A 23,848-nucleotide genomic window follows, 5' to 3' on the forward strand; every position below is an offset into this window, starting at 1 on the left:
GCCACTCGACGCATCGCGATGCAGAGAAACTTGGCGAACCGGTGCCAACCGGTGTATAAATTAAACCTATCGCCTGTATATCCCTGATTGACCCACAATGACCCTGACTGAATTGAAGTACATCGTCGCGGTCGCGCGCGAGCGGCATTTCGGTCGCGCGGCCGAAGCGTGCTTCGTGAGCCAGCCGACGCTGTCGGTGGCGATCAAGAAGCTCGAAGACGAGCTCAACGTGCAGATTTTCGAGCGCGGCGCGAGCGAAGTGAGCGTGACGCCGATCGGCGACCAGATCGTCACCCAGGCGCAGCGCGTGCTCGAGCAGACCTTCGCGATCAAGGAGATCGCGAAGCAGGGCAAGGACCCGCTCGTCGGCCCGTTCCGCCTCGGCGTGATCTACACGATCGGGCCGTACCTGCTGCCGACGCTCGTCAAGCAGATGATCCAGCGTGTTCCGCAGATGCCGCTGATGCTGCAGGAGAACTACACGCTGAAGCTGCTCGAACTGCTGAAGCAGGGCGAGATCGACGCCGCGATCATGGCGCTGCCGTTCCCCGAAACCGGCCTGATGGTGCGGCCGTTGTACGACGAGCCGTTCGTCGTCGCGCTGCCGGCCGGCCATCCGTGGGAGAAGCGCGACGAAATCGACGCCGAGGACCTGAAGCAGGAAACCATGCTGCTGCTCGGCAACGGCCACTGCTTCCGCGATCACGTGCTCGGCGTGTGCCCGGAACTGATGCGCTTCTCGCAGACGGCCGACGGCATCCAGAAGACCTTCGAGGGCTCGTCGCTCGAAACCATTCGCCACATGGTCGCGAGCGGCGTCGGCATCACCGTGCTGCCGCGGATGTCGGTCGCCGAGGTCGGCCCGCGCGCGAACGGGCCCGACGCCGAGCTGTTGTCGTACGTGCCGTTCAACGAACCGGTGCCCGACCGCCGCGTGGTGCTCGTGTGGCGCAAGAGCTTCACACGGATGCCCGCGATCGACGCGATCAGCGACGCGATCGCCGCGTGCGAGTTGCCGGGTGTCGCGAAGCTCGACATGCCGGCCACGATGAACTGACGCGCTGGCGCAGGCGTGTGTGGCAGCGTGATGAACGGGGTCGTGCGACCCCGTTTATTTTTCCCTATCACATAGATGAAATTTATCAAATTCAAATAATTGATAGATATAGATAGAATCCTCTCCATGGATCGGCGTCGCGCCGACGTTCGGGATGCAGGTTGAATGCAAGCGTCAAAGGAGGATGTCATGATGCGGTCGGTATTGCAGCACGCGCAGCGGAACACCCCGTCGCGCGACACGGTCGTACATCGCGCCAGGGCGGCGGTTCGCAGCCTGCGCCCGATTGCGTTCGCATACCTGGCGGACCGTGTGTATGGCGGATGAGTGCCGCCGCACGCCGGTCCTGTGTTCCCCCGATTCACCCGCCGTCGAGCCATGAGGAAGCATTGCATGTCCGATACCCGACAAGCCGGCCGCCTCGCCGGCACGACGCGTGCCGGCAGCCCCTTCCGCGAGCGCCCCGCCTGCGGCGCGTGGCAACGGGAATGCGTGTCGCAGGCCGCGCGCGACATCCCGTAGTACGACAGGAGGAACCGCCTGTTCCGTTTCATCCCCCCGCAATGCTCCACGAACCGCGCCCGGCACGTGGGGGCCTACGAGCAAGACAAGGAGAAAAAGCATGTCGAACGAAACGAAGTGCCCGTTCAACCACACCGCAGGCAGCGGCACGACGAACAAGGACTGGTGGCCGAATCAGCTGAACCTCAACGTCCTGCATCGGCATTCGGCGCTATCCGATCCGATGGACCCCGATTTCGACTACGCGGAAGCGTTCAAGACGCTCGATCTCGCCGCGGTGAAGCAGGACCTGCACGCGCTGATGACGACGTCGCAGGACTGGTGGCCGGCCGACTTCGGCCACTACGGCGGCCTGTTCGTGCGCATGGCATGGCATAGCGCCGGCACGTACCGCACGGCCGACGGCCGCGGCGGCGCGGGCGGCGGGCAGCAGCGCTTCGCGCCGCTCAACAGCTGGCCGGACAACGTGAGCCTCGACAAGGCGCGCCGCCTGCTGTGGCCGATCAAGCAGAAGTACGGCCGCAACATCTCGTGGGCCGACCTGCTGATCCTGACCGGCAACGTCGCGCTCGAATCGATGGGCTTCAAGACGTTCGGCTATGCGGGCGGCCGCGCCGACACGTGGGAACCGGACGACGTCTACTGGGGTTCGGAAAAGATCTGGCTGGAACTGAGCGGCGGCCCGAACAGCCGCTACACGGGCAAGCGCGAGCTCGAAAACCCGCTCGCCGCGGTGCAGATGGGCCTGATCTACGTGAACCCGGAAGGCCCGGACGGCAACCCGGACCCGGTCGCCGCCGCGCACGACATCCGCGAGACGTTCGCGCGGATGGCGATGAACGACGAGGAAACGGTCGCGCTGATCGCGGGCGGCCACACGTTCGGCAAGACGCACGGCGCCGGCCCGGCGTCGAACGTCGGCCCCGAGCCGGAAGCCGCGGGCATCGAGCAGCAGGGCCTTGGCTGGAAGAGCACGTTCGGCACGGGCAAGGGCAAGGACACGATCACGAGCGGCCTCGAAGTCACGTGGACGTCGACGCCGACGCAGTGGAGCAACGACTTCTTCAAGCACCTGTTCAGCTACGAGTGGGAGCTCACGAAGAGCCCGGCCGGCGCGCACCAGTGGGTCGCGAAGGATGCCGGCGAAGTGATTCCCGATGCGTACGACGCGTCGAAGAAGCATCGTCCGACGATGCTGACGACCGACCTGTCGCTGCGTTTCGACCCGGCCTACGAAAAGATCTCGCGCCGCTTCTACGAGAATCCGGCCGAATTCGCCGACGCGTTCGCACGCGCGTGGTTCAAGCTCACGCACCGCGACATGGGCCCGCGTTCCCGTTACCTCGGCCCGGACGTGCCGGCGGAACACCTGCTGTGGCAGGACCCGGTCCCGGCCGTCGATCACCCGCTGATCGACGCCGCCGACGTCGCCGCGCTGAAGGCGAAGGTGCTGGCCACGGGCCTGTCCGTGTCGCAGCTCGTGTCGACCGCATGGGCGTCGGCGGCGACGTTCCGCGGCTCGGACAAGCGCGGCGGCGCGAACGGTGCGCGCATCCGCCTCGCGCCGCAGAAGGACTGGGAAGTGAACCAGCCGGCGGCGCTCGCGGCGGTGCTCGAAACGCTCGAAGGCGTGCAGAAGGCGTTCAACGATGCGCAGACGGGCGGCAAGAAGGTGTCGCTGGCCGACCTGATCGTGCTGGCCGGTGCGGCCGGCGTCGAGCAGGCGGCGAAGCACGCCGGTGTCGCGATTACGGTGCCGTTCGCACCGGGCCGCACGGATGCGTCGCAGGAAGAAACCGACGTCGAAGCGATGGCCGTGCTCGAGCCGGTGGCGGACGGGTTCCGCAACTACCTGAAGCATGCGTACAAGACGCCGGCCGAGGCGCTGCTGGTCGACAAGGCCCAGTTGCTGACGCTGAGCGCGCCGGAGATGACGGTGCTCGTCGGCGGCCTGCGCGTGCTCGGCGCGAATGCCGGCGGCGCGAAGCATGGCGTGTTCACCGATCGTCCGGAAACGCTGACGAACGACTTCTTCGTGAACCTGCTCGACATGGGCACGGAATGGAAGCCGGTATCGGCAGCGAACGACGTGTTCGAAGGGCGCGACCGCGCGACGGGTGCGGTCAAGTGGACGGGCACGCGCGTCGACCTGATCTTCGGCTCGCACTCGCAGTTGCGCGCGCTGGCCGAGGTGTACGGCAGCGCGGATGCGAAGGAGAAGTTCGCGCGGGATTTCGTGGCGGCCTGGAACAAGGTGATGAACCTCGACCGCTTCGACCTCGCATGAACCCGGCCGCGTGCTGATGCAGTCACGCAGTCATGCAGCAACGTGAAACGGCCGGTCCAGCGACCGGCCGTTTCTTCTCTGAACGATGTCTTGTCAAAGGAGTGACGACCATGACGCAAATGATGCTCAACGTGCGCGCGGCCGCGTCGCCCATTCTGCGCTCGCCGGCGGAGCTGGCGCGCTACGGGGTCGGCTTCGCGATCGTCGTCGGCGGGGCGGCGGAGCTGGCCGCGCAGGCGCTGCATGCGCTCGCGTAGTGCGACGCCCGATTCGCGACGCTAGAATGGCGAGTCGCGAACGCATGCCGCGCGACACGGCATGCGGATTGCTCGACGCATTTTCGCCGGTTCAACATGTCGAATGAGGAGTCCCGAAGATGGCCAAGAAAGGCAACGCCACGCAGATCAACATCGGTATCAGCGACAAGGACCGCAAGAACATCGCGGACGGCCTGTCGCGCCTGCTCGCCGATACGTTTTCGCTGTACCTGAAGACCCACAATTTCCACTGGAACGTGACCGGACCGATGTTCAACACGCTGCACCTGATGTTCGAGGAGCAGTACAACGAACTGTGGCTCGCGGTCGATTCCGTCGCCGAGCGCATTCGCACGCTGGGCGTCGTCGCGCCCGGCACGTTCGGCGAATTCGCGAAACTGTCGTCGGTGCCGGAAGCGAAGGGCGTGCCGGCCGCCGAGGACATGATTCGCCAGCTCGTCGAAGGGCACGAGGCGGTCGTGCGCACCGCGCGCGACATCTTCCCGATCGCCGACGCGGCGAGCGACGAGCCGACCGCCGATCTGCTGACCCAGCGCCTGCAGACGCATGAAAAGACCGCATGGATGCTGCGGTCGCTGCTTGCATAAGCCCGGCGCGGCCGGGGGCGGCAGGCTGGCCCAATCCGGGGCGGCCTGGAATCTGGCCCCTGAATGATGCGCACAGCGGCACGGCCGCGCGCAGCGGGCCGCGGCGGCCAGCCGGCCCGCCACGACCGCCGGCCGCGGGCCGCGCCGACATGACGCGGAGCACCGGTCGGCTCTAAAATGCCGGGATTCTCTTCCCGGTGCTTCGCCATGCTTGCCCGCTTTCCCCTGTATCTGCGGCTCGTCCGGATGGACAAGCCGATCGGCAGCCTGCTGCTGCTGTGGCCGACGCTCAACGCGCTGTGGATCGCGTCGGACGGCCACCCGCGCTGGCCGCTGCTCGTGATCTTCACGCTCGGCACGCTGCTGATGCGCTCGGCCGGCTGCGCGATGAACGACTACGCCGACCGCGATTTCGACCGCCACGTGAAGCGCACGGCCGACCGGCCGCTGACGTCGGGGAAGATCCGCGCATGGGAAGCCGTCGCGATCGCGGTCGGGCTGTCGTTCATCGCGTTCCTGCTGATCCTGCCGCTCAATACGCTGACGAAGGAATTGTCGGTCGTCGCGCTGTTCGTCGCCGGCTCCTATCCGTTCATGAAGCGCTTCTTCGCGATTCCGCAGGCGTATCTCGGCATCGCGTTCGGCTTCGGCATCCCGATGGCGTTCGCGGCCGTGCAGGACACGGTGCCGATGCTGGCGTGGGTGATGCTGGTCGCGAACATCTTCTGGTCGGTCGCGTACGACACTGAATATGCGATGGTCGATCGCGACGACGACATCAAGATCGGCATCCGCACGTCCGCGCTGACGTTCGGCCGTTTCGACGTCGCGGCCGTGATGGCGTGCTACGCGGCGACGCTCGGCATCTACGTGTGGATCGGCGTGACGCTCGGCTTCGGCCTCGCGTACTGGGCGGGCTGGGCGGCGGCGGTCGGTTGCGCGCTGTATCACTACACGCTGATCAAGGATCGCGAACGGATGCCGTGCTTCGCGGCGTTCCGCCACAACAACTGGCTCGGCGGTGTGCTGTTCGCCGGCATCGCCGTGCATTACCTGCTGGCCGGCAACTGACCGACACTGCGCGCGTCTTTTCGCGCGGTGCCAACGAAAAAGCGACCCGACGGTCGCTTTTTTTACGTCCGGCGCCGGCCAAACCGGCGCCGCTGTCGCGCTTACGCGCGGCCGAGCTCGTCGCCCATTTCCTTCGCCCGCGCTTCGGCCGCGAGCGCGCCGCGCACGATCGCTTCCTTCACGGCCTGCGCGTCGAACGCCGCGAGCGCGGCGGCGGTCGTGCCGCCCTTCGACGTCACGCGTTCGCGCAGCACGCTCGCCGGTTCGCCCGATTGCGCGGCGAGCTGCGCGGCGCCCGTGAACGTCGCGACCGCGAGCGCGCGGCCCTGCTCGTCGTTCATGCCGAGACGGCGCGCGGCTTCCTGCAGCGCTTCGATGAAATAGAACACGTACGCGGGGCCGCTGCCCGAAATCGCGGTGACCGCGTCGAGCCGCGCTTCGTCGTCGAACCACACGATCTCGCCGACCGCGCCGAGCACGTCCGACGCGAGTTCGCGGCCGGCCGCGTCGACGCCCGGCAGCGCGGCGAGGCCCGTCACGCCCATGCCGACCAGCGCGGGCGTGTTCGGCATCGTGCGCACGACGCGCGCGTAGCCGCCGAGCCAGCGGGCGAGATCCGTGCCGCGGATGCCGGCCGCGATGCTGATCACGAGCTGCGACTTCAGGTGCGGTGCGAGCGCCTGCGCGACGTCGTGCAGCACCTGCGGCTTCACCGCGAGCACGATCGCGTCGTAGTCGGCGAGCGTCGCGTCGACGGCCGCGCCGGTACGGATGCCGAACTGCTGCGCGGCGCGCGCGCGGACGTCCTCGTTGACGTCGATGGCGTACAGGCCGTCCGCGGCGACGCCGCGCTTGATCAGGCCGCCGATCAGGGCCGCGGCCATGTTGCCGCCGCCGATGAATGCGATTTTCATGATGTCGGGAATGAGCGAGTGAGTGGACGGAAAGGCGGAAAAGAGCGCGGCGCTCAGTGCGCGTAATCGCGCGCGCCGAAGATCGCGGTGCCGACGCGCACGATCGTCGCGCCTTCGAGCACCGCAGCGTCGAGATCGGCGGACATGCCCATCGACAGCGTGTCGAGCGGCAGGCCGTCGGCGCGCAACGCGTCGAACAACGCGCGCAGCGCGCGATGCGGCGCGCGTTGCGCGTCGGTGTCGCCGGCCGGTTCGGGAATCGCCATCAGGCCGCGCAGCCGCAGCGACGGCAGCGCGGCGACCGCACGTGCGACCTCGGCCACGTCGGCCGGCGCGACGCCGCTCTTCGACGCCTCGCCGCTGATGTTCACCTGCACGCACACGTTCAGCGGCGGCAGATGCGCGGGGCGCTGTTCCGACAGGCGCTGCGCGATCTTCAGCCGGTCGACCGAATGGACCCAGTCGAAGCGCTCGGCGACGGCGCGCGTCTTGTTCGATTGCAGCGGCCCGATGAAATGCCATTCGAGGCTCGCGCGCAAGTCGGCGAGCGCGTCGATCTTGTCGATCGATTCCTGCACGTAGTTTTCGCCGAACGCACGCTGCCCGGCCGCATGCGCGGCGCGCACGTCGTCGGCCGGAAACGTCTTCGACACGGCGAGCAGCGAGACGGTGGCGGGATCGCGGCCGGCCGCGCGGGCGGCGTCGGCGATGCGGCGGTGAACGGAGTCGAGGCGGGCGGCGAGATCGGACATGGCGAGCACGAAAGCAGGCACGGAAGCGGACATGAAGCCGATGCGCGGCGACACGCGGCGCATCGATCCGCTCATTATACGGACGCCGCGCGCCCGCCCGTTATCGGCGTGAACAGCCTCTAGCCGTACAGCAAATGCTCGACGAGCTGGACCCAATGAGCGACCGGCACCTGCGTGCCGCTCTGCAGATGCGCGATGCAGCCGATGTTGCCGGACACGATCATCTGCGGTTCGAGCGCCTGCAGCTTCAGCAGCTTCTGCTTGCGCAACCGGTACGACAGCGACGGCTGCGTCAGCGAGTAGGTGCCGGCCGAGCCGCAGCACAGGTGGCTGTCGGCCGGCAGCCGCACGTCGATGCCGAGCGTCTCCAGCAGGCGCTCGACCTTGCCGCGCGACTGCTGGCCGTGCTGCAGCGTGCACGGCGGGTGGTACGCGACCGTATGGATCGCGCGGCGCCGCGCGATCGTCGCGAGTTCGGCCTCGAACGCGAGCAGCACGTCGGAGATGTCGCGCGTCAGCGACACGATGCGCTGCGCCTTTTCCGCGTAGGCCGGATCGTCGCGCAGCAGGTGCGCGTATTCGAGCACCGTCGCGCCGCAGCCCGACGCGTTCATCACGATCGTCTCGACGCCCTGTTCGACGTGCGGCCACCACGCGTCGATGTTGCGGCGTGCGTCGTCGAGCGCTTCGTCGTGATAGTTCAGGTGCAGGCGGATCGCGCCGCAGCAGCCCGCGTCGGGCGCGACGACCGTCTCGATGCCGAGCGCGTCGAGCACGCGCGCGGTCGCGATGTTGATGTTCGGCAGCATCGACGGCTGCACGCAGCCGCCGAGCATCAGCATCTTGCGCGTATGCGTGCGATGCGGCCATTCGAGCAGCCGCGTGCGCGGCGGCACCTTGTCGCGCAGCCGCTTCGGCAGCAGCGGCCGCACGTGCTGGCCGAGCCGCATCACCGGCGAGAACAGCGCGGCGTTCGGCACGACGCTCGCGAGTACGCGGCGCATCAGCCGCTGCTGCGCCGGGCGCTCCACCTGCGCCTCGACGTGCTTGCGGCCGATCTCGACGAGCCGGCCGTACTGGACGCCGGACGGGCAGGTCGTCTCGCAGCTGCGGCACGTGAGGCAGCGGTCGAGGTGCTGTTGCGTGCTGCGCGTGACGGCCGCGCCTTCGACCATCTGCTTGATCAGGTAGATGCGGCCGCGCGGGCCGTCGAGTTCGTCGCCGAGCAGTTGATAGGTCGGGCAGGTCGCGGTGCAGAACCCGCAGTGCACGCACTTGCGCAGGATCGCGTCGGCCTCGTCGCCGTCGGGCGTGTTGCGGATGAAATCGGCGAGATTCGTTTGCATCGATCCCTCAGAGATCAGGGTACAGCCGGCCGCGATTGAAGATGCGCGCGGGATCGAATGCGCTTTTCAGCCCGCGGTGGATCTTCATCATCGGCGCGGGCAGCGGCGTGAACACGCCCGCGCTGCGGTCGTAGGTATCGCCCGCGCGGAACAGCGTCGCATGGCCGCCGGCCTGCTTCGCGCTCATGCGCACGGTCTGCGCGTCGGCGTCGGTGATCCACCAGCGCTGCGCGCCGCCCCATTCCATCAACTGGGTGCCGGGCAGGTGCATCGGTTCGGTGATCGACGGCAGCGACAGGCGCCACAGCGCGTAGCCGGGCGGGATGCCGTTGAAGAACGGGTCGGTGTGCTCGCGCAGGCCGGCCCAGAAGCGCTCGGCCTCGACCGCGTCGACGACTTCGCCGCCGAGCAGCGTTTTCGCGGATTTGACGGCGGCTTCCGCGCCCGACAGGCGCAGCACGAGCGTGCCGTTGCGCCACGCGCTCGCGCTGACCGGCAACGGATGACCGCCCCATTCGTTGAGCTTGCGCACCGCGTCGGTCGCGGTCATCTCGAACTTCAGCGTGACCTCGGCGACAGGCATCGGCAGTACCTTGATCGACAGGTCGAGCATCAGCCCGAGCGTGCCGAGCGCGCCGGCCATCAGCCGCGACACGTCGTAGCCGGCGACGTTCTTCACGACTTGCCCGCCGAAGCGCAGCATGTCGCCGCGGCCGTTCATCAGCGTGACGCCGAGCACGAAATCGCGTGGTGCGCCGCAGGTGGCGCGGCGCGGGCCCGCGAGGCCGGCCGCGACGCAGCCGCCGACGGTGGCCGCGCGGCCGAAATGCGGCGGCTCGAACGGCAGCATCTGGCCGCACTCGGCGAGGACGGTTTCAAGCTGCGCGAGCGGCGTGCCCGCGCGGACCGTGACGACGAGCTCGGCCGGGTCGTACGACACGATGCCCTGAAACGCGCGCGTGTCGAGTATTTCGCCGTCGAGCGCCTGGCCGTACCAGTCCTTGGTGCCGCCGCCGCGAATCCGCAGCGGCCGGCCGTCGGCACTGGCCGCGCGAACGCGCTCGGCCCATCCGGCGACGATGTCGTCCTCTTCCATGTTCTGTTGCTGCCTCGACTTGTTGTTCGGTCGATTGTACCGGGGTGGCGCGATTCCACATCGCGACTATCCCTAAGCCCCGTCTCGCGTGCGGCATGCCGGCGCCGGCGCGCGACCGCGCCGCGCGGGCGCGGCAGAGCCCCGCACCGCGGCCGCCGGTGCGGAGCCGCGACCCGTGCGCCGTTCAGAAACGCGGCAGGTCGGGGTGCGGCAGCAGCCCGCCGCGCACGTGCTGGCGACCGTATTCGGCGCAGCGCGCGCGGGTCGGGATGCCCTTGTCCGGGTTCAGCAGCCCGGCCGGATCGAATGCGCGCTTGACCGCGAAGAACGCATCGCGCTCCTGCGGCGAGAACTGCACGCACATCGAATTGAGTTTTTCGATGCCGACGCCGTGCTCGCCCGTCACGCTGCCGCCGAATTCCACGCAGCATTCGAGGATTTCCGCGCCGAACTGCTCGGCGCGGTGCAGCTCGTCCGGATCGTTCGCGTTGTACAGGATCAGCGGATGCATGTTGCCGTCGCCCGCATGGAACACGTTGATGCAACGCAGCCCGTAGCGCGTTTCGAGTTGCTCGATGCGCGCGAGCAGCGGGCCGATCGCGCGGCGCGGCACGGTGCCGTCCATGCAGTAATAGTCGGCGGAAATGCGGCCGGCGGCCGGGAACGCGTTCTTGCGGCCCGACCAGTAGCGCAGCCGCTCGTGTTCGTTGCGCGACACCTGGATGCGCGTCGCGCCGTGTTCGCGCAGCACGGCGGTCATCCGCACGATCTCCTCGGCGACTTCTTCCGGCGTGCCGTCCGATTCGCACAGCAGGATCGCCTTCGCGTCGAGGTCGTAGCCCGCGTGCGTGAACGCCTCGACGGCTTGCGTGGCCGGCTTGTCCATCATCTCGAGCCCGGCCGGGATGATGCCCGACGCGATGATCGCCGCTACCGCCTCGCCGCCCTTGACGACGTCGTCGAAGCTCGCCATCACGAGCTGCGCGGTCTGCGGCTTCGGGATCAGCCGCACCGTGACCTCGGTGACGATCGCGAACATCCCTTCGCTGCCGATCATCACCGCGAGCAGGTCGAGGCCTGGCATGTCGAGCGCGAGCGAGCCGAATTCGACGACCTCGCCGTCGATCGTCACCGCGCGCACGCGCATCACGTTGTGCACGGTCAGCCCGTATTTCAGGCAGTGGACGCCGCCCGAGTTTTCCGCGACGTTGCCGCCGATCGTGCACGCGATCTGCGACGACGGATCGGGCGCGTAATACAGGCCGTACGGCGCGGCCGCCTCCGAGATCGCGAGGTTGCGCACGCCGGGCTGCACGGTCGCGGTGCGGGCGTACGGGTCGACTTCGACGATGCGCGTGAAGCGCGCGAGCGACAGCACGACGCCGAGCGCGATCGGCAGCGCGCCGCCCGACAGGCTCGTACCGGCGCCGCGCGGCACGATCGGCACTTCCATGCGGCGGCAGATCTGCACGATCCGCTGCACCTGCGATTCCGTCTCGGGCAACGCGACCGCGAGCGGCAGCCGGCGGTAGGCGGACAGGCCGTCGCATTCGTACGGCGCCGTGTCCTCGTCGCGGTACAGCAGGCAGTGCGTCGGCAGCACGGCCATCAGCGCCTGCACGACTTCGCGCTGGCGCTGCGCGCGTGCGGCGCTCGACAGTTCGACGGGAGCGTTCATGAGGTCTCCAGCGTGGGGCGCGATGTCGCGCCGCCGGGTCAGCACGTGAAAATCTTGCCCGGATTCATCAGGTTGCGCGGATCGAGCGCGAGCTTGATCGCGCGCATCGTGTCGATCGCGTTGTCGCCGTGCTCCTGCGGCAGGAAGCGCATCTTGTGCAGCCCGACGCCGTGCTCGCCCGTGCAGGTGCCGCCCAGCCGCAGCGCGCGCTCGACGATCCGGTCGTTGATGCGTTCGGCTTCGGCGAGCTCCTCGGGCTTGTCGGGATCGATCAGGATCGCGACGTGGAAATTGCCGTCGCCGACGTGGCCGACGATCGGGCAGGGCAGCGACGACGCGCGCAGGTCGACCTCGGTTTCCTCGACGCACGCGGCGAGCTGCGAGATCGGCACGCACACGTCGGTCGTTACCGCACGGCAGCCGGGTTTCAACTGCAGCATCGCGAAGTACGCGTTGTGGCGCGCGGACCAGAGCCGCGTGCGATCCTCGGGGCGCGTCGCCCATTCGAAGCCCTGGCCGGCGTTCTGGCCGGCGAGCGCCTGCACGAGTTCGGCCTGTTCCTTCACGCCGGCGTCGGTGCCGTGGAATTCGAAGAACAGCGTCGGCGCTTCGGCCAGCGTCAGGTTCGAGTGACGGTTGATCGAGCGCACGGCCAGCGCGTCGACGAATTCGACGCGCGCGATCGGCACGCCGATCTGGATCGTCTCGATCACGGTGCGCACCGCGTCGCCCATCGTCGGGAACGTGCAGATCGCGGCCGATACGGCTTCGGGCAGCGGGTGCAGGCGCAGCGTGATCTCGGTGATCACGCCGAGCGTGCCTTCGGACCCGACGAACAGGCGCGTGAGGTCGTAGCCGGCCGACGACTTGCGGGCGCGCGAACCGGTTTTGACCACGCGGCCGTCCGCGAGCACCGCGGTGAGGCCGAGCACGTTCTCGCGCATCGTGCCGTAGCGCACGGCATTGGTGCCGGATGCGCGGGTCGCGGTCATCCCGCCGATGCTGGCGTCGGCGCCCGGGTCGATCGGGAAGAACAGGCCGGTGTCGCGCAGCGCTTCGTTGAGCGCCTTGCGCGTGATGCCCGGCTCGACCGTCACGGTCAGGTCTTCGGCGTTGATCGACAGCACGCGGTTCATTTCCGACAGGTCGAGCGACACGCCGCCGCGCACCGCGAGCAGGTGGCCTTCGAGCGACGAGCCGGCGCCGTACGGGATCAGCGGCACGCTGTAGAGCGAGCACAGCGACACGACTTCGCGCACGTCGTCGGTGCTGCGCGCGAACACGACGGCGTCGGGCAGTTGCGGATCGAACGGGGATTCGTCGCGGCCGTGATGGGCGCGGACTGCGTCGGCGGTCGACACGCGCTCGCCGAAGGCGGCGCGCAGCGCATCGAGCATGGCGGGGGGCAGCGGGCGGCGCGTGGCGGCCGGCGGGGCAGGGTGGTTCACGAATGTCTCCTGACTGCTTGTCATACTGTCGGCCCATTCTACGCTGTAACGCCTGCTGCGCCTCCCGCCGCGGGCTGCGATAATCGCGTTCCAGCCAACCGGGCCGCGTCGCGGCCGCGCACGAGAGGACATTCGCATGGGCAACCGCTTGAGCAAGATCGCGACGCGCACGGGCGACGACGGCACCACCGGCCTCGGCGACGGACGGCGCATCGGCAAGGACGACGCGCGGATCGCCGCGATCGGCGACGTCGACGAACTGAACTCGAATCTCGGCGTGCTGCTGGCCGAGCCGCTGCCGGACGACGTGCGCACCGCGCTCGTCACGATCCAGCACGACCTGTTCGATCTCGGCGGCGAGCTGTGCATCCCCGGCCACGCGGTGCTCGACGACACGCATCTCGCGCGCCTCGACCAGTGGCTCGCCGATTACAACGCGACGCTGCCGCCGCTGAAGGAATTCATCCTGCCGGCCGGCTCGCGCGCGGCGTCGCTCGCACACGTGTGCCGAACCGTGTGCCGACGCGCGGAGCGCTCGATCGTCGCGCTCGGCCGCACCGATACGCTGAATGATGCGCCGCGGCGTTACGTGAACCGGCTGTCCGACCTGCTGTTCGTACTGGCGCGCGTGCTGAACCGCGCCGGCGGCGGCGCCGACGTGCTGTGGGAGCGCGAGCGCGTCCGCTAACGCGCCATCCCGCTTTTTGCGCACTGCGACAATTTGCCCGAGGGGCGCCTGTTTTTAAACATGTATCGTATGTGCATGTTTAACGGAGAACGAACATGACCCACATCACCGCTGACCAGATGGCCCGTGTGAAGGCCACCGCCCCCGTCCTCGCCGAGCACGGCGCGACGATCACGAAGCATTTCTATCAGCGCATGTTCGCGCGTCATCCGGAACTGAAGAACCTGTTCAACCAGACGCACCAGAAGACCGGCAGCCAGCCGGAGACGCTCGCGAAGGCCGTCTATGCGTATGCGGCGAACATCGACAACCTCGGCGCGCTGGGCGGCGCGGTGTCGCGCATCTCGCACAAGCACGCGAGCCTGAACATCCGCCCCGAGCATTACCCGATCGTCGGCGAGAACCTGCTCGCGTCCATCGTCGAGGTGCTCGGCGATGCAGTCGATGCGGATACGCTCGAAGCGTGGCGCGTCGCGTACGGCCAGCTCGCGCAGATCCTGATCGGCGCCGAGGCCGATCTTTACGCAGGCGCCGCATGGAGCGGCTTCCGCCCGTTCCAGGTCGCGCGCAAGGTGCGTGAAAGCGACGAAATCACGTCGTTCTACCTGACGCCCGCCGATGGCGGCGGCGCGCCGACCTTCGAGCCCGGCCAGTACATCACGGTGAAGCGCTTCGTCGGCGATCTCGGCGTCGACCAGCCGCGCCAGTACAGCCTGTCCGACGCGCCGCACGGCAAATGGCTGCGCATCTCGGTGAAGCGCGAGGCCGGCAAGGCCGACGCGATCCCGGCCGGCAAGGTGTCGACGCTGATGCATGATGGCGTGGAGGAGGGCGCGATCGTCGAGGTGACCGCGCCGATGGGCGACTTCTCGCTGAAGCGCGACGTGGATACGCCGGTCGTGCTGATCTCGGGCGGCGTCGGCATCACGCCGATGATGTCGATGGCGTCGACACTGATCGCCGAAGGCAGCCCGCGCGACGTGCGGTTCGTCCATGCATGCCGTTCGGGCGCGGTGCACGCGTTCCGCGACTGGCTGAACGACACGGCGCGCGAGCACGCGAACGTGAAGCGTACGGTGCTGTATGAGCTGGTCGGCCCGAACGATCGTGCCGGCATCGATCACGACCTCGAAGGGCGCCTCACGCCGGAGCGTGTGCAGCAGTACGCGCTGGTGCCGGACGCGGACTACTACATCTGCGGGCCGATCGCGTTCATGAAGGCGCAGCGCGATGCGCTCGTCGCGCTCGGCGTCGCGCCGGAACGCGTGAACACCGAGATCTTCGGGTCGGGCGCGCTCGAGTGAGGATCTGACGGCCGGTTGCGGCCGAGGCAACGACGAAATGACAAAGCCCGGCGCGAGCCGGGCTTTTTACTTGCGGCGCCGTACGAAATTGCGGCGCGCCTTCAGCCGCCCAGCGCGCGACGTGCGTATCGAGCGGCACGTTCACGGCGCGAGCCCTTGGTCCGGGCTGGCATCGAAGTCCGCGGCGATCGATTCATCGCCGGTATTGAATGCGTCGACGCTTGTCGGGATGTTCAATCCGGCAAGCAACTGACGGGCTGCACCGATCCGCTTCGGCGCGGTGTACGGAACGATCCGGGCGACCGGATGACGATTGCGGGCGATCACGACTTCGGCTTCGCGCCCCGATTCAAGCGCCTCCACGAGGCTGGAAAGCCGCGACTTCGCATCGCGCAGGTTGACGGTCGACATGGTCGATCCTCTGGCTGGCTAGGTAATGTTAGCTAGTCTGGCAGAGCAACCCGCCGACCGCACGCTGGCCGCATGGCCAACTCGCCGTCAGGCGGGGCCATACGGTCAGCCTGTCGGCGTCCTTCAGTTGCCGCTGCCGCGCGCGACGCGCCGCGCCTTCACCGATTCCGCGAGGCCTTCGAGCACCTTCACGCTGTCGTCCCACGCGATGCACGCATCGGTGATGCTCTGGCCGTAGGTCAGCGCGCAACCTTCCTTCAGGTCCTGGCGACCCTCGACGAGGTGCGACTCGATCATCACGCCGACGATGCGCTCGTCGCCGGCCGCGATCTGGCGGCCGATGTCCGCGCACACCGGGATCTGGTTCTCGTGCTTCTTCGAGCTGTTCGCGTGGCTCGCATCGATCATCAGGCGCGCGGCGAGGCCGGCCTTGCCGATGTCCGCGCAGGCCGCGTTCACGCTGTCCGCGTCGTAGTTCGGCGTCTTGCCGCCGCGCAGGATCACGTGGCAGTCTTCGTTGCCGGCCGTCGACACGATCGCCGAATGGCCGCCCTTCGTCACCGACAGGAAATGGTGCGGCTGCGACGCGGCCTTGATCGCGTCGACGGCGATCTTCACGTTGCCGTCGGTGCCGTTCTTGAAGCCGACCGGGCACGACAGCCCCGATGCCAGCTCGCGGTGCACCTGCGACTCGGTCGTGCGCGCGCCGATCGCGCCCCACGAGATCAGGTCGGCGATGTACTGCGGGCTGATCATGTCCAGGTATTCGGTCGCGGCCGGCAGCCCCATTTCGTTGATCTGCAGCAGCAGCTCGCGCGCGGTGCGCAGCCCTTCGTTGATCTTGAAGCTGTTGTCGAGGTGCGGATCGTTGATGAGCCCCTTCCAGCCGACCGTCGTGCGCGGCTTCTCGAAGTACACGCGCATCACGATTTCCAGCTCGCCGTTGAAGCGTTCGCGTTCCTTCACGAGCCGGCCCGCGTATTCGATCGCCGCCTTCGTGTCGTGGATCGAGCACGGCCCGATCACGACGATCAGCCGGTCGTCCATCCCGTGCAGGATGCGGTGCATCGACTGGCGCGAGTGGTAGATCAGCTCGGACGCGGCTTCGGAGCACGCGAATTCGCGGATCAGGTGGGCGGGCGGCGTCAGTTCCTTGAGTTCGCGAATGCGGACGTCGTCGGTGTTGTGCGGGGGCATGCTGTTTCTCCTCATTTTCCGGGGCGCCGTTCGGTCAGTGCGCGTGCGGCAGATTCATCAATTCGGGCAATTCAGTGGTTCCGGTCGGGGCCGCGGGACCGCTGCGGCGGCGACCGGCTGACGAAGGGCGAAAAAAAACCGCCGGGTTCGCCGGCGGTTTTTTCGGGAATTTCGGTTGCGCTTTACGCGCCATCAACCCTCTCGATCCGCCAGCGGTCTGAGATACCAAAAAAAGTAAAAGTAAAACTTGGCGGACATGACGGAAATTCGGCTCGTCAAAAAAGTTGATTCGGAATTTATACCCGGTCCCTGCGTGGTTGGCAACCGGGGTCGTTCAAAAATGCGGACAATCCGCGCGTTTTCGTCAAAATGCGCGGATTGTCTGCGCCGCGATGCGGTTATGCCGTACCGCCGACCGTCATCTTGTCGATCCGCAGGGTCGGCTGGCCGACGCCGACCGGCACGCTCTGGCCTTCCTTGCCGCATACGCCGACGCCCGTGTCGAGCGACATGTCGTTGCCGATCATGCTCACGTACTTCAGCGATTCCGGGCCGCTGCCGATCAGCGTCGCGCCCTTCACCGGGTAGGTGACCTTGCCGTTCTCGATCATGTACGCCTCGGACGCCGAGAACACGAACTTGCCGTTCGTGATGTCGACCTGGCCGCCGCCGAAGTTCACCGCGTACAGGCCGTTCTTCACCGACGCGATGATTTCCTGCGGATCCTTGTCGCCGTTCAGCATGTACGTGTTCGTCATGCGCGGCATCGGCAGCGCCGCGTACGACTCGCGCCGCGCGTTGCCGGTGACCGGCATCTTCATCAGGCGCGCGTTCAGCGTGTCCTGGATGTAGCCCTTCAGGATGCCGTCTTCGATCAGCGTCGTGCACTGCGTCGGATTGCCTTCGTCGTCGATGTTCAGCGAGCCGCGGCGGTTCGGCAGCGTGCCGTCGTCGACGACGGTCACGCCCTTCGCGGCGACCTGCTCGCCGATCCGGCCCGCGAACGCGGACGAGCCCTTGCGGTTGAAGTCGCCCTCGAGCCCGTGGCCGATCGCCTCGTGCAGCAGCACGCCCGGCCAGCCCGGCCCGAGCACGACCGTCATCGCGCCGGCCGGCGCGGGGCGTGCGTCGAGGTTCACGAGCGCCGCGTGCACGGCGTCGTCGACGTAGCGCGACAGGATCTCATCGGTGAAGTAGCCGTAGTCGAAGCGGCCGCCGCCGCCGCCGGAGCCGATCTCGCGGCGGCCGTTCTGTTCGGCGATCACCGTGACCGATACGCGCACGAGCGGCCGGATGTCGGCCGCGAGCGCGCCGTCGCTGCGCGCGACCAGCACGACGTCGTATTCGCCGGCGAGGCCCGCCATCACCTGCGTGACGCGCGGGTCGCGGCCGCGCGCCATCTGCTCGATGCGCTCGAGCAGCTTGACCTTGGCCGTCGCGTCGAGCGACGCGAGCGGATCGGACGGCAGGTACAGGTCGCGGCCCGAGATGCCGGTCAGCGACGACGCGGCCTTGATTTTCTGGCGGCCGCCGCCGGCCGCCGCGATCGCCTTGGTCGCGGCGGCGGCTTGCGCGATCGCTTCGGGCGACAGGTCGTCCGAGTACGCGAACGCGGTGCGGTCGCCCGCGACCGCGCGCACGCCGACGCCCTGGTCGATGCTGAAGCTGCCCGATTTGACGATGCCTTCCTCGAGGCTCCACGCTTCGCTGCGGGTCGCCTGGAAGTACAGGTCCGCGTAGTCGACGCGATGCGTGAAGATGTCGGCGATCGTGCGCGTGAGCAGGCTTTCGTCGAGGCCGTACGGCGTGAGCAGGATGTCCTTCGCCAGCGCGAGGTTGCGGATGCCGGGTTCGATGATGTTCATGCGGATATCGGGGTTCTCAAAAAGTTGTCGGGTGCTGCCGGGCAGATGGTGGGCCGCGCGGCGGTTCAAGCGGTGCGGCGGATTCAGCTCAGCACGCGGTGCCGCCACGCGGGCAGGCTCTGGCGTACGTCGGCGATGCGTTGCGGATCGATCGCGCCGAGCACGACGCTCGCGCCCTCGTCGCGCACCGCGACGATCTCGCCCCACGGGTCGATCAGCATGCTGTGGCCCCACGTGCGCCGGCCGTTCTCGTGCTTGCCGCCCTGCGCGGCCGCGAGCACGTAGCACTGGTTCTCGACGGCCCGCGCGCGCAGCAGCGTTTCCCAGTGCGCGCGGCCCGTCGTATACGTAAAAGCCGACGGCACGACCATCAGCGCGCAGTCGCCCATGCGGCGATACAGCTCCGGAAAGCGGAGATCGTAACAGACCGACAGGCCGACCTGCCCGAACGGGGCGTCGAACGCGACGACCGTGTCGCCCGCGCGGATCGTGCGCGCCTCGTCGAACGATTCGTCGCCTTTCTCGAAGTTGAACAGGTGGATCTTGTCGTAGCGCGCGGCCTCGTTGCCGGACGGATCGAACACGAGCGTCGTGTTCAGCACGCGGTCGGGTTCCGGCGCCTTCAGCGGCAGCGTGCCGCCGATCACCCAGATGCCGTGGCGGCGCGCGGCGTCGGCGAGGAATTGCTGGATCGGGCCGTCCCGGTACGGTTCGGCGAGCGCGAGCTTGTCGGTGTCGCGGTGGCCCATGAAGCAGAAATATTCGGGCAGCAGCACGAGCTGCGCGCCTTCGCCGGCGGCTTCCGCGATCAGGCGGCGCGCTTCGGCGAGATTGCGGGTGACGTCCGGCGCGCTCACCATCTGCAGCGCGGCGACCTGGAAGGGCGTGGCGGAACGGGCGTGGTCGGTCATCGCGGAATCGGTTGCGTCATAAATGGGGTGCGGCCCGGGCCCCTGCGGTTCGATGCGCGCTCAATGGCTCGATGCATCGGCCGGACCGTGATTCATCTTACCCTGATCGCCCCGCACCCGCTCGATGTGCGGGTGCGCCCACGAGCCGGTGATCGCGTAGTCGAGCGCGAACGCGTGCGACAGCGTCTCGGACAGCGCGTAGTTCGCGGCCAGCACGCCGATGCCGAGCAGCGGATTGATGACGGCGGCCCCGATCGCGGCCGCGCCCGCGCTGATCTTCGGCGCGACGTGCGCATGCAGATCCTGCGTCTCGGCGCCGAGATCGACCGCGCCGCGCACGGTGACGTTCGCGGGGCCCGTCATCATCGAGAAGTCGTCGGTGCGCGCGATCCCGTTCGAAATCCGGCCGGTACCGGCGATCTTGTCGAACGGCAGCCCCTTGCCGACCACGTCGCGGAAGTTCAGCGTCAGGAAGCGCGCGAGGCTCTGCAGGCTCAGCACGCCGAGCAGTTTGGCCGCGCCCGGGTCGACCTTCAGGATCTTCCCGTGCTCCAGGTCGACCGCGACCTGGCCGCCGAGCGACGGAAAGTCGAGCGCGGTCGGGCCGCCGCGCCAGCCGACCTTGCCCGTGACCGAGCCGTGACCGTCCGCGAGCGTGCGCGGCAGGCCGACGCGGTCGAGCAGCGCGCCCGCGTTGTCGATGTCGAGCTTGAAGTCGAACACGGTGCGGCGCGGCGCATCGATTTCGTCGGCGCCGCGGGCGAGCGCGCGGCGCGACGTGCGCCAGTTGCCGGTGGCCGTCAGCTTCGCGGCCGGGTTCGACAGCTCCAGCTTGTCGAGCTGCCACACGGGCGTGCCGTCCTCGTCGATGTTGCGCGCGTTGACGACGAGCCGGCCGATGTCGTGATCGCGCGCGACGACCTGGTCGACGATCAGGTCGATCGACGGCATCGGGCGGTCGGTCGGCGTCGGCAGGTTCATCGCACGGCCGACGAGGTCGTGCTCCGCACGCTGCGGCACGACGAGCTTCGCGAGCCGCGCGTTGAGCACGCCCGCGCCGTTGTGACCGCCGCCCGGCGCCCACGACAGGTAGCCCGACACCTGGTTCGACGCGATGTTCGCCTGCCACAGGTCGTCGACGTGCGACGCGCCGACGATCACGTTTTCCCAGTTGCGCTTGAGCAGCTTCAGCGTGCCGAAATGGAACGCGAAGCGCTTCGGCGCGAAGCTCGCGAAATCGACGCGCGGTGCCGCCTGCGGTTCCGGCGCGCGCGGCGTGTCGGGCTTCAGCGTGTGGGCGAGGGCGAGCCACGCGTCGGCGTCCAGCTCGTTGACGTCGACGGCCGCGCTCACGCCGTCCTGCGGCATGTCGGGCATCCGGTGGATGCCCATCGCGCCGCGTACCGCGCGCAGCGGCTGGCCGCGCGTCGCGTCGAGCAGGTAGGTCGCGGTCACGGGGCCGAGCGTCAGGTCGGCGTGTTCGAGGCGTTTGCCGTCCGCCTGCGGCGCCGGCTGCAGCGTGAAGCGGAACGGCATCGGCGTGCCGGCCGGTTTCGCGAACGGCGCCGGGAAGTTCAGCGCCACGCCCGTCAGGTCGGATTGCGCGCTGACGTCGGGCAGGCGGCCCGGCGCGCCGCGCACCGCGACCTTGTACGGCGCGTCGCCGACCACGTGTTCGAGCAGCGCGGCGGCCGCGCCGTGCAGGTTCAGGCCGCGCGCGGCGTCGAGCGCGAGCCGGCCGTCGACGTCCACCGCGTACGGGCCGTGCGACCGGAAGGTGCCGTTCGCGCGCACCGGGCCGCCGAGGAAGCGCCCCGACAGGTCGTGCAGCGATGCGCCGGCTTCGGTGAAGCGGACGCTGCCGCGCAGGGCCGACAGCGGCGGCACGCCGCGGGTCGACAGCGTGTTGCCGCCGAACGCGAGCGCGCCTTCGACGTGCGTGTGCGGATGGGGGACGTGCTGCGGAATCGTGATCTTGAGCGCGAGCGACGCGGGGCCCTGCGCGTCGATCCGCTGGCCGATATGGTTGCTCATCGTGCCGAGCGAGCTGTTGTCCGCATAGTCGATCAGGTCGGCGAGCGGGCCTTGCGCATGGCCGTCGATGATCAGCGGCGAGTGCGACGGATTGCCGAGATCGTCGATGCGGCCCGCGACCTTCGTCAGCGTGACGCGCTTGTAACGCGCGCGCGCGATGTCGAAGCGCAGCTTGTTCTGCGCGAGCTCGAACACGCCGTCGATCCCGTCGAGCGCCGGCCAGACGCTCGGCGTGCCGTTCGCGAGCTTGCGCGGCGGGTACGGCGTCGGCTCGAAGCGGCCGCCGGTGAACGGCGCGACGATGTGGAACACGCCGGCGTCCGGCTCGTGTTCGAACGGGAATTTCTCGAGCGGGCCGCGCGCGACGATCGACGCGCCCTTGGTCACGTTGCCGTCCTGCAGTGCGTGGCCGAGATAGTCGCGCAGGTGCTCGGACATCCCGGTCGGCAGGTAGCGCGGAATGCGCGCGACCGATGCGCGCGCGAAATCGGCGCGCAGGTCGAGCGAGCCGCGGCCGTGGCCGGGATTCGTGTACGAGCCCGACACCGCGATTTCGGCGTCGGGGTTCGACACGAACAGGTCGGGCAGCGACACGTCGACGCGCGCGTGCTTGTCGCCCGGCGCGGGCGTGATCGTCCATTTGGCGTTGCCGCGCAGCCGGTCGAACGTCAGGCGCGGCTCGTCGAACTCGCCGGGCACGGTGACGGCCGCGTGGACCGTGTCGAAATGCGCGGCGCCGCCCGTCTCGTTCGCATCGACGCGGCCCCACAGGTTCTCGACGCCCGGCCAGCCGGCGCGCGGGTGACCGCGCGGCGAGAGCCCGGGCGGCGGCTCCTGCGCGGCGAAGCTGATGCCTTGCAGATCGCCGAGGAAGCGGTAGCGGACGATCGGCGCGGCACCCATGCGCCGCTCCTCGTCGGCGAGATCGGCGCGCGCGGGTTTCGCGCGCTCCACCTCGATGTGATAGTTCGACACCATCCCGCGCGGGTCGATCTTGATCAGCTCGTTGCGCAGGCGCGCCGGCAGCGGCAGCCCGCGGATGAATTCGCTGAGGATGCCGAGATCGACGCGGTCGCCGACCACGCTGAGCAGTTGCCCCTGGTTCGCGGTCGGCACGCGGTAGCGCGCCGTCAGCGTCGACAGCGCGAGCGAGCGGGCGAGCGGCGTGCCGTCCGGCAGCGGCGGCTGGCCGAGCTCTGCATTGAAGCGCGTCAGGTGCAGCGTGTAGTCGTGGCCCGCATCGAGCACCACGTCCCAGCCGAAGCCGACCGTCGGCACGTCGAGCCGCGGCTGCGTCGGGCGCACGCGCAGCGCGACGTCGGCGCCTTGCAGGTCGCCGCCCGCCGAGCGCAGATGGCCGTCGCCGAAGGTCGCCCAGATCGCGTTGTCGATCCGGCCCGCGTGGATCGTGAGCGGCACGTCGAGATAGCGCGTGAGCGTCTGCAGGTCGACGGGGCCGGTCGACAGGTACGCGTCGCCGGTCCAGTTCGCCGGCTTGCCGATCGGCGCGAGCGGCTTGTGCTTGAAGCGTGCGCGGAAATCGAGCGGGCCGAGCAGCAGCGTACCGTTCGCGGGCGCCTGCAGCGCGGCCTTGTGCACGCGGCCGTCGTTCAGCACCGCGAGCCGAATGCCCGCCAGCACGAGCTCCGGCGCGTCGTGCTGCGCGTCGCGCCAGCGCAGCGTGCCGCCGCGCAGCACGATCGCCTCCTGCTTCAGCAGCCAGGTGCCGAACGTGTCGTTGCCGCCGTGGGTGGTGGCCACGCCGACCCCCGCGACGCTCAGCGAGCCGTCGGCCGCCCGCGCGACGACGAGGTCGGGCTGGTCGACGATCAGGCTCGACAGCGCGGGCGACAGCCGCAGCAGCGACATCCACGACAGCGCGGCCGTCGCGTGCGGCACCGACAGCGCGACCTTGCCGTCGCGGCCGCGGATCGTCAGGTTCGTGAGTTCGACGCCCGGCTGCATGCCGGACCAGTTCGGAGAAAGCTTGCCGATCGAAAGCTGCGCGTGGAGCTTGTCGGACACCGCGCGCTCGATGCGCGGGCGGTATTCGTCGATGCGCGGCAGCAGCACGTAGCGCAGCCCGAGGAACGCGCCGGACGCGACGAAGTAGGTGCCGATCCCGACTGCCAGCGTCACCCTGAACACGCGACGCAGGACCGGATGATCGTGCTTCGGAGGTCCCGCTTCGGGCGCAGCTACGGCGGATTCCTGACGGTCGGACATGCGGCGGACGGGCGGCGATATGGTAGTTTTGCAGACTGACGTTGAAATGTATCACACGGGTTCGTGCCGGCGGCCGTTGGAGGCAGCACGGCACGGGCTTTCCGGCGCGCGGTGTCGCGACGGGCGCCCGCGCGTCCGGCGACGCCGCGCCGAGTCCATGGGGCCGGCGGCAGCGG

General features: G+C 68.7%; 19 protein-coding genes. 8 read left to right on the forward strand and 11 right to left on the reverse strand.

The window, feature by feature from the left end; genetic code table 11:
• Positions 1 to 97: 97 nt before the first annotated feature.
• The 6 genes from GJG85_RS03640 to ubiA all read left to right on the forward strand — a co-directional run bounded on the left by GJG85_RS03640 (position 98) and on the right by ubiA (position 5,802).
• Positions 98 to 1,057, forward strand: coding sequence for a LysR substrate-binding domain-containing protein (locus GJG85_RS03640; protein ID WP_006476864.1), 960 nt, complete (start codon positions 98 to 100; stop codon positions 1,055 to 1,057).
• Positions 1,058 to 1,450: 393 nt separating this feature from the next.
• The gene (locus tag GJG85_RS35200; protein ID WP_256975448.1) at positions 1,451 to 1,579 is read left to right on the forward strand and encodes a hypothetical protein; all 129 of its coding nucleotides are present in this window, start codon (positions 1,451 to 1,453) and stop codon (positions 1,577 to 1,579) included.
• 100 nt (positions 1,580 to 1,679) lie between these two features.
• Positions 1,680 to 3,866, forward strand: coding sequence for a catalase/peroxidase HPI (katG, locus tag GJG85_RS03645; protein WP_176015566.1), 2,187 nt, complete (start codon positions 1,680 to 1,682; stop codon positions 3,864 to 3,866).
• A gap of 110 nt (positions 3,867 to 3,976) precedes the next feature.
• Positions 3,977 to 4,123: a hypothetical protein gene (locus GJG85_RS03650; RefSeq protein ID WP_162838113.1), complete on the forward strand. Its 147-nt coding sequence runs from the start codon at positions 3,977 to 3,979 to the stop codon at positions 4,121 to 4,123.
• A gap of 119 nt (positions 4,124 to 4,242) precedes the next feature.
• Positions 4,243 to 4,731: a non-specific DNA-binding protein DpsA gene (gene dpsA / locus GJG85_RS03655; protein ID WP_050011787.1), complete on the forward strand. Its 489-nt coding sequence runs from the start codon at positions 4,243 to 4,245 to the stop codon at positions 4,729 to 4,731.
• Between the two features lie 207 nt (positions 4,732 to 4,938).
• Positions 4,939 to 5,802 carry a 4-hydroxybenzoate octaprenyltransferase gene (gene ubiA / locus GJG85_RS03660; protein ID WP_050011786.1) on the forward strand — a complete coding sequence of 288 codons (864 nt, stop codon included), beginning with the start codon at positions 4,939 to 4,941 and terminating at the stop codon, positions 5,800 to 5,802.
• Between the two features lie 101 nt (positions 5,803 to 5,903).
• On the opposite strand, the gene proC is transcribed toward ubiA, so the two are convergent.
• The 6 genes from proC to GJG85_RS03690 all read right to left on the reverse strand — a co-directional run bounded on the left by proC (position 5,904) and on the right by GJG85_RS03690 (position 13,036).
• Positions 5,904 to 6,716 (reverse strand): pyrroline-5-carboxylate reductase, encoded by an 813-nt coding sequence (proC, locus tag GJG85_RS03665; protein WP_050011785.1) that lies wholly within the window; start codon positions 6,714 to 6,716, stop codon positions 5,904 to 5,906.
• 53 nt (positions 6,717 to 6,769) lie between these two features.
• Positions 6,770 to 7,468 (reverse strand): YggS family pyridoxal phosphate-dependent enzyme, encoded by a 699-nt coding sequence (locus GJG85_RS03670; RefSeq protein WP_089488620.1) that lies wholly within the window; start codon positions 7,466 to 7,468, stop codon positions 6,770 to 6,772.
• Positions 7,469 to 7,587: 119 nt separating this feature from the next.
• Positions 7,588 to 8,814: a glycolate oxidase subunit GlcF gene (glcF, locus tag GJG85_RS03675; RefSeq protein ID WP_050011784.1), complete on the reverse strand. Its 1,227-nt coding sequence runs from the start codon at positions 8,812 to 8,814 to the stop codon at positions 7,588 to 7,590.
• A gap of 7 nt (positions 8,815 to 8,821) precedes the next feature.
• Entirely contained in the window at positions 8,822 to 9,910 is a 1,089-nt protein-coding gene (gene glcE, locus GJG85_RS03680) for a glycolate oxidase subunit GlcE (RefSeq protein WP_050011783.1), read from the reverse strand.
• Positions 9,911 to 10,094: 184 nt separating this feature from the next.
• Positions 10,095 to 11,588 carry an FAD-linked oxidase C-terminal domain-containing protein gene (locus GJG85_RS03685; protein ID WP_050011782.1) on the reverse strand — a complete coding sequence of 498 codons (1,494 nt, stop codon included), beginning with the start codon at positions 11,586 to 11,588 and terminating at the stop codon, positions 10,095 to 10,097.
• Between the two features lie 38 nt (positions 11,589 to 11,626).
• Entirely contained in the window at positions 11,627 to 13,036 is a 1,410-nt protein-coding gene (locus tag GJG85_RS03690; protein WP_204383665.1) for an FAD-linked oxidase C-terminal domain-containing protein, read from the reverse strand.
• Between the two features lie 136 nt (positions 13,037 to 13,172).
• Between GJG85_RS03690 and GJG85_RS03695 the strand changes: the two genes are divergently transcribed.
• Together GJG85_RS03695 and hmpA are read left to right on the forward strand one after the other, a co-directional pair.
• On the forward strand, positions 13,173 to 13,724 hold the full coding sequence (locus tag GJG85_RS03695; protein ID WP_050011780.1) for a cob(I)yrinic acid a,c-diamide adenosyltransferase: 552 nt from the start codon (positions 13,173 to 13,175) through the stop codon (positions 13,722 to 13,724).
• A gap of 95 nt (positions 13,725 to 13,819) precedes the next feature.
• A complete protein-coding gene (hmpA, locus tag GJG85_RS03700) occupies positions 13,820 to 15,028 on the forward strand; it encodes an NO-inducible flavohemoprotein (RefSeq protein ID WP_089488178.1) in 1,209 nt (402 codons plus the stop codon).
• Between the two features lie 141 nt (positions 15,029 to 15,169).
• Here the strand turns inward: hmpA and GJG85_RS03705 are convergent, their stop codons facing one another.
• From GJG85_RS03705 to GJG85_RS03725, 5 genes are all read right to left on the reverse strand, one after another.
• Complete coding sequence (locus GJG85_RS03705) at positions 15,170 to 15,439, reverse strand: type II toxin-antitoxin system Phd/YefM family antitoxin (protein WP_050011778.1); 270 nt, start codon at positions 15,437 to 15,439, stop codon at positions 15,170 to 15,172.
• A 123-nt stretch (positions 15,440 to 15,562) separates the two neighbouring features.
• A complete protein-coding gene (gene aroG, locus GJG85_RS03710) occupies positions 15,563 to 16,636 on the reverse strand; it encodes a 3-deoxy-7-phosphoheptulonate synthase AroG (protein WP_050011777.1) in 1,074 nt (357 codons plus the stop codon).
• Between the two features lie 398 nt (positions 16,637 to 17,034).
• Positions 17,035 to 18,501, reverse strand: a complete 1,467-nt coding sequence (gene tldD, locus GJG85_RS03715) for a metalloprotease TldD (RefSeq protein ID WP_050011776.1) — start codon at positions 18,499 to 18,501, stop codon at positions 17,035 to 17,037.
• 83 nt (positions 18,502 to 18,584) lie between these two features.
• Positions 18,585 to 19,412 carry a carbon-nitrogen hydrolase family protein gene (locus GJG85_RS03720; protein WP_089488179.1) on the reverse strand — a complete coding sequence of 276 codons (828 nt, stop codon included), beginning with the start codon at positions 19,410 to 19,412 and terminating at the stop codon, positions 18,585 to 18,587.
• A gap of 60 nt (positions 19,413 to 19,472) precedes the next feature.
• Positions 19,473 to 23,672 (reverse strand): AsmA-like C-terminal region-containing protein, encoded by a 4,200-nt coding sequence (locus tag GJG85_RS03725; RefSeq protein ID WP_204383666.1) that lies wholly within the window; start codon positions 23,670 to 23,672, stop codon positions 19,473 to 19,475.
• Positions 23,673 to 23,848: the final 176 nt, after the last annotated feature.

Origin of the sequence: Burkholderia sp. MS389, assembly GCF_016899425.1 — a bacterium.
Taxonomy (GTDB): domain Bacteria; phylum Pseudomonadota; class Gammaproteobacteria; order Burkholderiales; family Burkholderiaceae; genus Burkholderia; species Burkholderia sola.